The 12,508-nt window shown below is 51.5% G+C and carries 14 protein-coding genes; 2 read left to right on the top strand and 12 right to left on the bottom strand.

What is annotated here, in order from left to right; translation table 11 throughout:
- Positions 1–420: 420 nt before the first annotated feature.
- From ACWWFX_RS09395 to ACWWFX_RS09385, 3 genes are read right to left on the bottom strand one after another with little or no spacing between them, the layout of a single operon-like run.
- Positions 421–1,602 carry a cyanate transporter gene (locus ACWWFX_RS09395; protein WP_473223658.1) on the bottom strand — a complete coding sequence of 394 codons (1,182 nt, stop codon included), beginning with the start codon at positions 1,600–1,602 and terminating at the stop codon, positions 421–423.
- Between the two features lie 48 nt (positions 1,603–1,650).
- Positions 1,651–2,121, bottom strand: coding sequence for a cyanase (cynS, locus tag ACWWFX_RS09390; RefSeq protein ID WP_003032552.1), 471 nt, complete (start codon positions 2,119–2,121; stop codon positions 1,651–1,653).
- 29 nt (positions 2,122–2,150) lie between these two features.
- Positions 2,151–2,810 carry a carbonic anhydrase gene (locus ACWWFX_RS09385; RefSeq protein WP_003032549.1) on the bottom strand — a complete coding sequence of 220 codons (660 nt, stop codon included), beginning with the start codon at positions 2,808–2,810 and terminating at the stop codon, positions 2,151–2,153.
- 109 nt (positions 2,811–2,919) lie between these two features.
- Here ACWWFX_RS09385 and cynR point away from each other — a divergent pair, with 109 nt between their 5' ends.
- A complete protein-coding gene (gene cynR / locus ACWWFX_RS09380) occupies positions 2,920–3,807 on the top strand; it encodes a transcriptional regulator CynR (protein WP_003032546.1) in 888 nt (295 codons plus the stop codon).
- Between the two features lie 59 nt (positions 3,808–3,866).
- Entirely contained in the window at positions 3,867–4,484 is a 618-nt protein-coding gene (locus ACWWFX_RS09375) for a DUF2238 domain-containing protein (RefSeq protein ID WP_015963034.1), read from the top strand.
- Between the two features lie 52 nt (positions 4,485–4,536).
- Here ACWWFX_RS09375 and ACWWFX_RS09370 read toward each other — a convergent pair whose 3' ends face one another.
- The 9 genes from ACWWFX_RS09370 to ACWWFX_RS09330 all read right to left on the bottom strand — a co-directional run bounded on the left by ACWWFX_RS09370 (position 4,537) and on the right by ACWWFX_RS09330 (position 12,508).
- Entirely contained in the window at positions 4,537–4,989 is a 453-nt protein-coding gene (locus ACWWFX_RS09370; RefSeq protein ID WP_276224716.1) for a hypothetical protein, read from the bottom strand.
- 4 nt (positions 4,990–4,993) lie between these two features.
- A complete protein-coding gene (locus ACWWFX_RS09365; protein WP_456146454.1) occupies positions 4,994–5,749 on the bottom strand; it encodes a winged helix-turn-helix domain-containing protein in 756 nt (251 codons plus the stop codon).
- A 124-nt stretch (positions 5,750–5,873) separates the two neighbouring features.
- Entirely contained in the window at positions 5,874–6,650 is a 777-nt protein-coding gene (locus ACWWFX_RS09360) for an EAL domain-containing protein (RefSeq protein WP_473223657.1), read from the bottom strand.
- 34 nt (positions 6,651–6,684) lie between these two features.
- Positions 6,685–7,263 carry a hypothetical protein gene (locus ACWWFX_RS09355; RefSeq protein ID WP_456146455.1) on the bottom strand — a complete coding sequence of 193 codons (579 nt, stop codon included), beginning with the start codon at positions 7,261–7,263 and terminating at the stop codon, positions 6,685–6,687.
- A 20-nt stretch (positions 7,264–7,283) separates the two neighbouring features.
- On the bottom strand, positions 7,284–8,150 hold the full coding sequence (locus tag ACWWFX_RS09350) for an MrpH family fimbial adhesin (protein WP_276224712.1): 867 nt from the start codon (positions 8,148–8,150) through the stop codon (positions 7,284–7,286).
- Between the two features lie 12 nt (positions 8,151–8,162).
- A complete protein-coding gene (locus tag ACWWFX_RS09345) occupies positions 8,163–8,636 on the bottom strand; it encodes a fimbrial protein (RefSeq protein ID WP_473223656.1) in 474 nt (157 codons plus the stop codon).
- The gene (locus ACWWFX_RS09340) at positions 8,629–9,213 is read right to left on the bottom strand and encodes a fimbrial protein (RefSeq protein WP_276224710.1); all 585 of its coding nucleotides are present in this window, start codon (positions 9,211–9,213) and stop codon (positions 8,629–8,631) included. Before ACWWFX_RS09340 ends, ACWWFX_RS09345 begins: the two co-directional genes overlap by 8 nt.
- Before the next feature lie 18 nt (positions 9,214–9,231).
- A complete protein-coding gene (locus ACWWFX_RS09335) occupies positions 9,232–9,987 on the bottom strand; it encodes a fimbria/pilus periplasmic chaperone (RefSeq protein WP_276224709.1) in 756 nt (251 codons plus the stop codon).
- Positions 9,988–10,018: 31 nt separating this feature from the next.
- Complete coding sequence (locus ACWWFX_RS09330; RefSeq protein ID WP_276224708.1) at positions 10,019–12,508, bottom strand: outer membrane usher protein; 2,490 nt, start codon at positions 12,506–12,508, stop codon at positions 10,019–10,021.

Here is a 12,508-nt window from a genome sequence, read left to right as displayed (position 1 = left end):
GAATTAAACTTCGTAATGAATTACGTGTTCACTCAGAGACTTGGTATTCATTTATCGTCTTGCGACGTTAAGAATCCGTATCATTGAGTGCCCACACAGATTGTCTGATAAATTGTTAAAGAGCAGTTGCGACGCGCTTTAGCGAACTGTCGCGAGGTGGCGTATATTACGCTTTCCTCTCTCAGAGTCAACCCTGATTTTCAGGATTTTTCTCTTCAACCGAACCGGCTGTTTGTGTGAAGTGATTCACATCTGCCGTGTCAGTGGGAGCGCATTATAGGGAGTTACGCCGAGCCTGCAACCCCTAATTTGCACCTGATTCACTGACTGCTGCATTCCACAGCAAAACCCCGCCTTATACCCACTTAACCACAGAGTTATCCACAAAGAAGTGCATTTTGCTGAATAACAGACACAGCCCTACTCTGTTGCAGCCCACTCCTGCGGATAGCGTGACGGGACAAAACGCAGCGTCAGCAGCATTAATCCGACAACACAGCACGCATGAAATACCCAATCGACGACAAAATCCCCGCTCAGGCTACGCAATATCCCAGAAAGATAGGGAGACAGTCCGGCGATGATAAAACCGATCCCCTGCATAAACGCCACCAGCTTTCCGGAAATAACGGGATGCCCGGCATGATCGAGCGCCAGCACCAGGCAAAGCGGGAAAGCACCACCCAGCCCCACTCCGCACGCGATCGCCCACAGCACAGAAAGATGTGCAGGCCAGAGAATAAAGCCGAGGAAACCTATCATTTGCAAGGCCAGCGCCACCAGCAGCAGTCGCCGCCGATCCTCATGCCGCGCCAGCATAGGTAGCAGCAGCGCGCCCGCCGTTTGTCCGACGGTCATCAACGCCAGCAGCGTACCGCTAAACTGTGCGCTATTTCCCAGTTGCATATAATAAGGAGGTAACCAGGCAATCAGGCTACCATAGCCGCCATTAATCACGCCGAAATAGAGCCCCAGGGTCCACGCGCGGGGATTGCGGGTGATACGAATTGCGCTCTGTGCGTTTCGTGAGCCTGTCTCGGGGGAAAGTCGGCTCTGCGGCCACCAGCCAATCAAGGCGATAATTGCAGGCACCGCCCACCACGCCAGTGAGGTGTGCCAAATTTCACTCTGACCCGCGATCCACGGCGTTAATGCCGCGCCCAACCCACCGCCGCCCATCAATGCTGCAGACCAGAGTCCCATAACCTGCGGCATACGGCGGTGAAACTGGCGCTTGATAACCGTGGGCATCACAACCTGAATGACGCCAATGCCGATTCCCCCCAGCAGCGCGCTACTCAGCAGTACCACGCTGTGAGGCGCAGCTTCACGCATTAACGCACCGATGATAATCATCAGCAGGCCAAGCGCCACGCTATAACGTTCGTGAACATGACGATTAATCCAGCCCCCGGCCAGCGCCAGCCCCCCCATTGCAATCATTGGCAATGCGGTGAGAAGTGCAGCCACGGTAAAACTCATGCCGCTGGCCGCACGTAATTGCGGGAGTAAAGGCCCGATTGACGTGAGTAGCGGACGCATATTCAGGCCAATCAGCACCAACACAAGGAGCATCAGACCCGTACGAGGAGATTGATTCATATTGTTCTTTGAGCCCGGCGCGGATAACGCGCCAGGCTTTACTCGGGTTTAGAAAGGTTTTGTCGGCAGATATTTGCCATCAAGCGTAATCACCGCGCGTTCACCGCCTTCCGGGTCGGCCACTTTTTTGACATCCAGCTTGAAGTTAATGGCGCTGATAATGCCGTCGCCAAATTTCTCATGCACCAGCACCTTCAGCGTAGAGCCATACACCTGCAGGATTTCATAGAAGCGATAAATGGTCGGGTCAGTGGGGACGCGATCGTCAATACTGCCGCGCAGTGGGATCATTTGCAGAAGCAGCACCGCATCTTCATCCAGTGAGAGCTTTTCACCAACCAGACGCGCCGCATCAGCCGGCAGTGCATGCTGCCCCAGCAAGGCCGCGGTAACAAAAGCTTCAGATAAGCCCGTACCATCGGTGAGTTGCGCAAAGGTCAGATCTTTTTTCGCTTTGATAAGCAGAATCTGGTCAGCCAAAGAGAGGCGAATATCGCGGTTAATTTGTGCGTGGATCATAATGGAACCTCCTGTATAGAGAGAAAAAATTAAGCTGCGGTGAGGCTGCGAAGCGGCATCGCGCAGGTATTTGGATTTTCGGCAAGCGAGACAAACTGCCCGCTGGCACCGTTGTAAGCGGCAATATCGCCACGTTCGATGTCGTAAACCCAGCCGTGTAATGCCATCCGCCCCTCTTCCAGCGCCAGGCGTACTGACGGGTGGGTCTGAATATTGGCCAGCTGTGCGATAACGTTTTCACGCACCATTGATGCGGTTTTCGCCTGCAATGAAATATGCGTGCGTGATTCATTCACCACGCGGGCTGAATCGGCATAGCGCAGCCAGTGGCTGACGGCGGGCATACTGTCCAGGCAATGGCATCCGGCGATGGCCGTCATGGCGCCACAGTCAGAGTGACCACATATAACAATGTCATTTACTTTCAAAACCGACACGGCGTACTCCACCGATGCGGTAACGCCTCCCGGTTCCGGGCCATAAGAAGGAACAATGTTGCCCGCATTACGGATGACAAACAGATCGCCAGGCTCACGCTGCGTCACCAGCTCCGGCACCAGGCGGCTATCTGAACACGATATAAAAAGCGCGCGTGGGTTTTGCTGGTTTGCCAGCGATCTGAAAAGCTCGGCGCGTTCGGGAAAGACGCTGCGCTGAAATTTCAAAAAGCCATCAATAATCTCTTTCACGATTGTTCCTCTGTCTCACTATGGAATGGACACAGGCTACTCGCTACGTTCCATAAGATAAAAGACTCATTTATAATCAAGTCTATTGGTAAAACTTATGGGAAAGATGATGCTGTTACGACATATTCACTACTTTCTGGCAGTCGCTGAGCATCGCGGCTTTACCCGTGCCGCCACGGCGCTTCACGTTTCGCAGCCCGCGCTTTCTCAGCAAATCAGACAGCTTGAAGAGTCACTTGGCGCGCAACTGTTCGATCGCAGTGGTCGCCATATTCAGCTCACCGATGCTGGCGAAGCCTGGTTGGGTTACGCGAAAAATGCGCTGAGATCGCTGGAAGAGGGGAAGCGGGCAATTCATGACGTTGAAGATTTGAGCCGTGGCTCACTGCGCGTCGCCGTTACCCCCACGTTTACCTCGTGGCTTATCGGGCCGCTAATGGCGAGGTTTTATGCGCGCTATCCCAATATCACCCTTGCGTTACAGGAGATGTCGCAGGAAAAGATGGAAGAGCTGCTGCTCAACGATGAACTGGACATCGGCATCGCATTTGATGATGTTCATTCGGCAGACATCGACGTACTGCCGCTACTGAAGGAATCCCTTGCGTTGATGGTGTCTGAAAGCCATCCTCTGGCGCAACAGGAGTGCGTAGCCTTGTCACATCTTAATAATGAACGACTCATTTTACTGAGTGAGGAATTTGCGACCCGTGAACAAATTGATCGCTATTGCCGCCAAAGAGATCTGCATCCGCAGATAGTAATAGAAGCAAACTCTATCAATGCCATTCTGGAACTGGTGCGTCGTACAACGCTCGCCACCCTGCTTCCATCGCCAATCGCCGCGCAAAATGAGGGATTAAAAGCCGTTTCACTGACGCCGCAGTTGCTGGAACGAACCGCCGCGCTGATGCTACGCAAAGGCGCGTGGAGAACGGCCGCCGTGAAGGCATTTACGGCAATGGCGCAGGAAGTGACGAAAACGTACACCCGGTAACATTGAATTTAGCACGCCAGCAGGCGATAGTGCTTTTTTGACTGAGACAGAAGACGAGTATGACATCAACCGCACTCTCATCGACACTCAAAGGCGGCGCGCTGATCCTGTTGCTTGCCCTGATTTACACCGGCCTCTTTACCGCTGACCGCACGACCTGGCTCATGGAGGTCACTCCGGTCATTATCATTGTGCCGCTGCTATTGGCCACGCATCGTCGCTACCCGCTGACGCCCCTCCTTTACACGCTTATCTTTTTCCACGCGCTTATTCTGATCGGCGGCGGCATGTACACCTACGCCAAAGTGCCCATCGGCTTCGACGTGCAGGAGATGTTTAACCTGAGCCGCAATCCTTACGACAAACTGGGCCACTTTTTCCAGGGGCTGGTTCCGGCACTGGCGGCGCGAGAAATTTTGCTACGCGGCGGCTACGTGCGCGGGCGTAAAATGGTCGGTTTTCTGGTCTGCTGTATCGCTTTGGCCATCAGTGCAGCCTATGAATTGATCGAGTGGTGGGCGGCGCTGGCGATGGGCCAGGGCGCAGATGATTTTCTGGGGACTCAGGGCGATCCGTGGGATACGCAATCAGACATGTTCTGCGCCTTGCTCGGGGCATTAACCACGGTATTGCTGCTTGGTCGTTACCATCAGCGCCAGCTAATGCGCTTACTGTAATTTCTCGAACCCGCCTGATTGGCGGGTTCTGCGTTATACAGCACACCGTTTATCAGGCAACAACCTTACAAATCAGGATGGTTCTTCTCAGGTCGCTCCAGCGCCAGATATCATTTTGCAATTTATCCAGCTTATAGAAGAAGATAGATTGGGAAGAAATTAGCAGTTTGGCGACGGCATCTGGCATGGAATCTGCCGGATTTTTGTCGGTGCCTTCCCGATGAACCTCAGAAAAACCATTCTTTTTACTTTCAGAAAAAAGCAGGCGTACATTGCGATCGATAATGTATTTTTTACCGTCAGCGACAACATAACCGTACTCGGAAACATAACTTCTTTTTTTAGCGAAAGGGACGATGTGCGCGGTAATCTGAATATCGCCGCTTAACGCCTCATTTCCGGATTGCATAACACGAATATCGACATTCCCGGAGCAATTCAACTCATCCGGCACTGAGAAACTCTGAAAAATTGCATTGATTGCCATCCCGATGATGGTAATCAAGATACTAACCACTATAAATATCGACGTAATTCTTACAGTCATTCACCTGTCCATCCGAATTCAACTTGCAAATTGAAACTATGCTTTCAGCAACACCTCCGCTCTGCCCCTTGTTATTATCATCGTAGTAGATAATCGCAGGAGTATCGCATTGCGAAAGCACCTCTTCACCTCGTTTGCTGGAAAAATAGTGTTCAACTTTCTCTATATTCACGTCACCAAAAAAATAGACATTACATTTTTTGACATGTTCGTACAGTTGATAACTGTGGGTTCTCTCTTTGAAGAAAACCAAAAGAAACAGGAGAATCGCAATAATGGATAATCCAATTGCCGCGAGCGGGAAAACTCTCAATAACAAATCATGCCAGGTTTTTAATGCAGGGCGTTTTAGCGATGATGCATTTTCAATATTACGCGTAAGATAATCACCAGGAAGATTCTCAAGTTTAACGTCATCAAGATGCAGTATGAATCCTTTCTTGGGAACAGTTTCAAGGACATTATCCACCCCAACGTCACTCAACCCACGCCGCAAGCTACTAATGCTATTATTCAAACTGCTTTCAGATGAAACCAGTCCAAAATCTTCCCAGACTTTTGTCAACAATGCTTCACGGCTTACCTGTAATTGATTATTTTCCAGGAGAACCAGAAGTAGCCTACAGGCAGGGTTAGAGAGGGTCACTTCCTTATCATTGCCGTACAATTTCCGTTCGGCAACAATAAAATCGACCGAGTTATTTATTATGTATTTCATATACCTGTATCATCAAACTCACAATCTGGCTGTGGAATATTTCACCACAGCTGGGATATTATAGATCACGCGGGTAGGCATAACAAAAATAATTAAAACGTAATTACACATAGAAATAATAAGGCTATTTATTTAACCCTATTGTTTTCAGGTATATTTCAAGCTCATCATAATTGAGAGGAGCTGAATGTAAGAATCCCTGTTGAAGTTGGCCACCATTCGCGCAGAGATATTCACATTGCGCTCGTTCCTCTATTCCTTCGATAATAACATTGAGGTTTAAAGCCGAAGCGAGAGCCAGCGTATGGCGAATAATCACGTCAGCCCGCTCAACCTGATACTCCTGAATGAAGCGGCGATCCAGTTTAATGCCATCGACATCCAGCATTAATAGATAGTCGAAATTAGAATATGAGGTACCAAAATCATCGAGGAAGATCTTCGCATTCGCAAATTTCAGAAGCTGCAATACCGTACGGGAAATACGGTTAAGGCTTTGCGTCTCCGTGACTTCAATAACAAAAGCATACTTTTGCGCGGGAATAGCCGCCTGAAAAGCGAGATATTCCGCGACAAAACCGGATGCCTGAATAGACGCGGCGTTAAAGTTCAATGCCAGATGTAACCCGTCAGGTAGCATGGCATCAAGCCTTGAGATATCCCGGCCGACCACGGCCATCAGGTAGCGGGAAAACTCCAGCGCCAGCCCCGCCCTTTCGAACTCCGGGATGAAGTTCGAAGGCGAGTAAATATAGCCGCTCTTTCCCCGCCAGCGGGTGAGAACTTCCAGGCCATAGAGTTCCCCGGTCACCGCGTTGATTATCGGCTGATAACAAGGATAAATAGCGTTGTCACTCAGCGCCTGACGCAGTTCACTTTGAAAAAAATAAAACCTGGACATTCTCGCCTCTTAATCACATCAAATCCTTTTGAAATTAATTCAACAAACCATTATGGATAATAAAAATGCACGCCTGGTTGTAACTTTCGAATCCCAGGTCACGGTAGAAACGCTCACGGTGAAAATAGACCCGTTTAACAGGCATTCTGAACTGCTTTGCGATCAGCGCCAGGCTCTCCCCGGCCTGAATCAATCGCATTAACTCAAGATCGATACCCCTGATGAATCGCTTTTGCCAGGCGATGTTCTTTATCTCGGAGAAATTGCCGCCATGCAGGCACGCAGCGATAACGTCCTGACATACACTGATGCCACCACGCATATCGATCTTCTTGTATTTTTCATATCCTTTTCTGAAATAGATAGCACCTTTCATCTCCAGAACAATAAGCTCAACCTTTACTTTTTTATCAAGCAGAAGTGCGCGAACTTTTTCTACGAAATTAAATGGCATGCGATTATCCACTAACAGATAACACTCATCCCCTTGCCAGAAGGCATCCATATCTAACCCGTCAATACCATCAACGCTCATATGTTGTAGATTGGGGATAAGTTCTTCTAATGCATGATACAGAAAACGATCATGGCTAATTAAAATTTTGCTATTCATGATTAAAATTGAGTAATTTCCTACTCGACAGTAATCAACATAATTGTTGATCCTGAGAATTCTCCTGCTTCAGGTGTGCCATTGGTACGCAGACGAGACTTAACGCTGACCTCTGTCTGGCTGTTTACATCAAGAGTGAAACCGGTCGTCCCCAGTACATTGTCATTAAGATAGAGCTCAGAATAGAGGCTGCCATCGGCGCGCAAATCCACTTCATTTGCGGAGTAGATGTAGAGTTTTAAGGTCTGCGCGGTCGTGCAGCTAATGCTGACATTTTCACTGACTTCATGACCTTCAAGTTCACGGCGAGAAAGCGTGCCATGATCGAGCGTCAGGACATCCTGATCAAAATCGCAGGAACCGCTGGGTGCCGGAGCAACACCGCAGATACTACCTTCCATCAATGGGTAGCCCTGAAATGTAGTATCATTTATTTCAGAGTTATTACTTCCCAGGTTTTTCCCCGCAGCGTAAAAAATCCCGACACACTCTTCTGTCGCAACAGTATTACCACTGTGTCGCGTTGATGATGAATAAGGTAGCGAAAATACCGCTTTGAACTCTTTCGCCAAATCACCCATTGTCTCTGCCGTTAGCAGGAACGGATAAACTCCAGCTCCCCAGGAACGATTTGTACGAGGACCTGATGTCCCAGCAGCATTATGTCGGTGGCCGATGAAAATGGTGCAGGCGCTCAGCCCATAACAGGGGTTGGGTGATGTATCATTTTCATCCCAATCAGCAATAGTAAACGTATAGTCATAACAATAAGTCGCTGTTGAAGTACACGTGCTCAATGTATCAATCCAGCTCCAAATCGACGCCGAAGAGACATGACTAAAAGAAAGCCCACCCAGCAAAATCACAGCACAAATCAGTCGTTTCATGGGGTTCTTCCTTTACTGGTATTGAATTTTTAGCGTGGCGGATGCGGAGAAGACGCCCGTTTCCACCTCACTACCGTCAATTTTTACCGGGGCCGCCTGTAATAGCGGGATCTCCGGCCAGGTAAAAGGCGTCCATGTGTTCAGCGGCATCGCCTCGCCGTTCATGTAGATTTTGATCCCCAGCCCTTCCCTGTCCGTTGCCAGATAATCGTCGCTAAAGGAGGTGGCGGTACCTTCAAACTGCATTTCGAGATCGTTCGAGACCAGCTCTTCACACGACAGGGTGTAATCAATACTTTTCATAAAGTTTTCCCCGTTTATCTCGCGCGATTGCAGGTTGCTGCCGAAGTCGACGTTAATCGTCTCACCGTTATTAATTTCACAGACGCCATCCACCAGCACACCGGTCACATTCACCGTCAACGCCGCCTGAGCGGATGGCATCAACAACGCTGCCGCCAGCAGAGCCAAAAAGTATCTAGTCATAGTTAAGCCTGAAGTGAATAAGCGCATGCCAGGCTCCCGCCACCAGCGGCGAGGCCGTGCGTTCCGGCGCGATATAGTAGAAAAGCTGATTGTCGCCAGGTTCCAGCAATAACGGCTGGCCCTCACCGCCTAAACGAATGTCACGGTGATAACGGTCTGTCATCCGTAATGCCATACCCTGCGTCCCATTAACCCGAATCAGACTGGGATTCATCGGTTCTGAGGGCGCAACAAACGTCACGGTGACGGAAGGCTGATCGCGGCTCCAGAGCAGGTTGCCGCTCCACGCATCGCGCTGCGAACTCGGCGATGGCAGGCAATCTTCCAGTCGTATTTCAACGCGGACAGGCGAACCTTGATCCCCCGGCTTTTTCAGCGACGCGGTCGGGATTGTCCCCATATCAACCTCCTGCCAGGTCGAGGCCATCGCCAGGCGACAAGCGCTCTCAGTGAGCGCACCGTGTACATGCAGCAGCCCATATTCGCCATCAACCAGCTGCGGCTCCTGCGCATGAACCAGGCCCGCGGCCATCATCCATGCCAGAAAGCCACTGACGGTGAAGATTGCAGTTTTCATCCAGCCTCCTCTTTCCGCTTACTTTTTCTTTTCCTGAGGCACCGCTTTGCACGCGCCGCCGTTGCAGCTAAAGACCAGCTTTGCCCTGCCGCCAAAATCATTCACATAGGTCAGAACCGGCGCGCCGCCCAGTTCCGATGCCGATGGCGCCAAATCAATCTGCCCTTTAGGTTCGACCATCACCGGTTTAAAACCCGCAGCCGCTTTCCCCGTTAACGTCGAAGACGCATTAACCAGCGAAATGTAATAAGGGGTTGGGTTATTGACGCGATACTTATCGCCAGCGCGCGTCAGCGTCACTTGCTCCTGGAACGGCGTCGCATAATCCGCGCGTTTTACTTCAATGGCTTCCGGGCGGTAAAAGAGCTTGATCCGCGTCTGTAACGCCAGTTGAAGCGTATTGGGTTTGTTGCTCTTCGGTGGGATCTCGCGCAGATTGAAATAGAACAGCGATTCGCGATCCTGCGGCAAACGATGGACAGACGACGTAGACTGCACTTTCAACTGACTCTGCTCGCCGGGCTCAATACGTTGTACGGGGGGCAACAGCACCAGCGGATCGGTGATCTTTTTACCCTGAGGATCTTCAATCCATCCCTGCGCCAGATAAGGCAAGGTTTTGTTCTCGTTAGTAATGCGCAGGCTGACCGATTTGGCCGCGCCGTCAAAAATAACGCGGGTACGATCCAGGGAGACCGCCGCCGTTGCGTTTTGCGTCAGGCCAGCCAGTATCAGCGTCGTGATGGCGATTGCAGAAGATCGAACAATAGTCATTTCAGTAAACTCGTCTCTTAGTCAGGCCGGTTCATTCCGGCGCACAGGTTAAAAGCAGGTTATCCAGCACCTGCGGCAGGACAGGCGGCATCTGCACGACGCAGCGGGTTTTGCCGTCCCATTTCACACTCATTTTTCCGTTCGGGCTGATGCCGCTCAGCCAGACGCTACCTTCATCATTGACCACCCCGGTCTCCTGATTTTTGTCATTCACCACGGACGCGCCAAACGGCGGGAAACTGCCATCCGCTTTGCGAATAAAGGCCATCGCTTTTCCGCCAGCAATCACATCAAACTGGCGGTAGCCAATCGCGCCCTCGGTCAGCGTGGCCTGGGACACAGAGCGCGTCACATCGGCATTTTCCGCAAGCTTATCGACATCAATACGGATCGGATTTCGGTAGTAGCTGTTCACATCGGCAATCACAGCTTTACCAAAACGGTTGGTTTTCACCGACGCGCCAAACCCTTTCACCGGCACGTCGCTGACGCCTGAGGTATCCACCAGCACGCGGCTGCCGCCACGGGCGTTGGAACGGTGCGCTGCGGCCCCTTCCGTTGTCGCCGTCAGGCCGCCGGTTACCGTCATACCCAGCCCGCTGTAGCTGCCGGACTGATAGCTGGCATTGGCCTGAACCTGTGCGCTGTCACCCTGCCAGGTGTAATAGCCGTAAGCCGTCGGGCCACTGCGCGATAAACCGCTGCTGACCTGGTAACTGTTATGCTCATCAAGGCGACCGTAATAGCTCACGCGGTGGGTGTTATCGGTGCGGTTTACCGTCGCACCGTAGCTGATGGACGCACCATCACCAAACGGCATAGACAGGGAGATATAAGCGCCATCATCTTTCTGCGAGTAGTATTCACTACGATAGACAGACAGAGAGACGCTCATGTTTTTGATCGGGCCAATATCGACATAGCGTGACAGCGACAGACTCAGGCGATCGTTATCGGCGCTGTTCCAGTAAGTCTGGTGGCTGTAGTTGAGGTAGGCCGTTAACCCCACATCGCGAAAACGCTGATTAAAGGAGACGGTGTATTTCTCTTTGGGGCTATGCGTCACGCCGCTGCCATAACGAGCATCGAGATACTCCGACATGCTCATAAAGTCGCGCTCAGAGAAGCGATACCCGGCGAAGGTGACCTGGCTGTCGTAGTCATCAAACGTTTTCGAGTAGCTGACGCGGTATGAGGTTCCGGTCATCACGCCATCGGAAGGCAGTGAAGCACGTGATTGCGTGACATCCGCCGCGATCGCCCCCAGCAGATAGAGATCGCGCCCGATCCCCATCGACAGCGCGTTATAGTCGCCGCCAATGATTGAGCCGCCATAGAGCGTCCAGCCGTTAGCAATCCCCCACGAGGCTTCACCCGACGAGAAGAGCGGCCCCTGCATACTGTGTTCCCATTCGGACGGTTTCCCCATCGCCAGCTTATAGCGCACCGCGCCCGGACGCGTCAGATAGGGAACGGAAGCAGTGCTGACCTGGAAGACCTGCACGCTGCCGTCCAGTTCTTCGACGCGTACGTCCAGCGTACCGGAGACGGCATCATTGAGTTCCTGAATGCGAAATGGCCCCGCGGCAACCTGCGTTTCATACAGCACGCGGCCCTGCTGGCTGATAACCACCTTCCCGCCCGAGCGCGATACGCCGGTCACTTCCGGCGCATAACCGCGCAGGCTGGGTGGCAGCATGCTCAGATCAGAGTTCAGGCTGACACCGCTGAAGCGGAAGGTGTCAAAAATATCGGAACTGAGGTAATCCTCACCCATGGTGAGTTTTGCTTTTAGCGATGGAATGGCACGATAGAGGTAATAGCGGCTAAAGGTAAAATCTTTATCCGTGTAACCGTTACGTCGATTCCAGTTCGTCTGCCAGTCTGCGCGCGCACGCCACGGCCCCAGGTTGGCGCCAAAGACGCCGGTACCGCTCAGGTTCTGGCTATCTGCACCATTATTTGAGTGCTGGGTCTGGAAATTGAAATTGTAATCGGCAATCAGCCCGGCGATCCCTTCATCCCAGCGCGAAGGCGGATCCCAGTTTGGCGCGGTAAATTCGATATATGCCTGCGGAATAGAGAGATAGAGCGTGTCCTTAGAGAGATCGACGCGGATTTCCATCCCGTGCAAACTGTCCGTATCCAGGCACTGCCCTTCACGTAACCAGCGCAGCTCACTCACCGTGCTGCTTTTAAGGTTCAGGCGCGAAACCTGATCGGGCGTCAGGCAAATCAGACTATTTTTTCCGTCGTCACCGTCGGCATACACCACAATCGGCTCTTCACGCAGAATGTCCTTATTCACCATAATCGTGAAGGTGTATTCCCCCGGCATCACATAGCCACGACGGGAAAAGTGGCTCAGATCGATATTGTCTTTATCCTGAGTATCCAGCACATCAGTATTAAACTGAATCTCCTCTTCCGCCCAGGCAGAAACCGGGATCATCAGCAAAAATATGGCTGCACTGAGCGCTGAACGCTTAAAAGGCATTTTTTTAATAAAAGGTGTCTTCAT

Source organism: Pseudocitrobacter sp. 2023LY-00077 (genome assembly GCF_055796175.1).
Note: the sequence above shows the minus strand (reverse complement) of the source record. Positions and strands in the feature narration are given on the sequence as shown.

What these genes read in the sequence shown, in the direction of transcription:
- ACWWFX_RS09395 (WP_473223658.1), bottom strand. Translation starts at nt 1,602, where the DNA reads ATGAATCAATCTCCTCGTACGGGTCTGATGCTCCTTGTGTTGGTGCTG.
- cynS (WP_003032552.1), bottom strand. Translation starts at nt 2,121, where the DNA reads ATGATCCACGCACAAATTAACCGCGATATTCGCCTCTCTTTGGCTGAC.
- cynR (WP_003032546.1), top strand. Translation starts at nt 2,920, where the DNA reads ATGCTGTTACGACATATTCACTACTTTCTGGCAGTCGCTGAGCATCGC.
- ACWWFX_RS09375 (WP_015963034.1), top strand. Translation starts at nt 3,867, where the DNA reads ATGACATCAACCGCACTCTCATCGACACTCAAAGGCGGCGCGCTGATC.
- ACWWFX_RS09365 (WP_456146454.1), bottom strand. Translation starts at nt 5,749, where the DNA reads ATGAAATACATAATAAATAACTCGGTCGATTTTATTGTTGCCGAACGG.
- ACWWFX_RS09360 (WP_473223657.1), bottom strand. Translation starts at nt 6,650, where the DNA reads ATGTCCAGGTTTTATTTTTTTCAAAGTGAACTGCGTCAGGCGCTGAGT.
- ACWWFX_RS09355 (WP_456146455.1), bottom strand. Translation starts at nt 7,263, where the DNA reads ATGAATAGCAAAATTTTAATTAGCCATGATCGTTTTCTGTATCATGCA.
- ACWWFX_RS09350 (WP_276224712.1), bottom strand. Translation starts at nt 8,150, where the DNA reads ATGAAACGACTGATTTGTGCTGTGATTTTGCTGGGTGGGCTTTCTTTT.
- ACWWFX_RS09345 (WP_473223656.1), bottom strand. Translation starts at nt 8,636, where the DNA reads ATGACTAGATACTTTTTGGCTCTGCTGGCGGCAGCGTTGTTGATGCCA.
- ACWWFX_RS09340 (WP_276224710.1), bottom strand. Translation starts at nt 9,213, where the DNA reads ATGAAAACTGCAATCTTCACCGTCAGTGGCTTTCTGGCATGGATGATG.
- ACWWFX_RS09335 (WP_276224709.1), bottom strand. Translation starts at nt 9,987, where the DNA reads ATGACTATTGTTCGATCTTCTGCAATCGCCATCACGACGCTGATACTG.
- ACWWFX_RS09330 (WP_276224708.1), bottom strand. Translation starts at nt 12,508, where the DNA reads ATGAAGACACCTTTTATTAAAAAAATGCCTTTTAAGCGTTCAGCGCTC.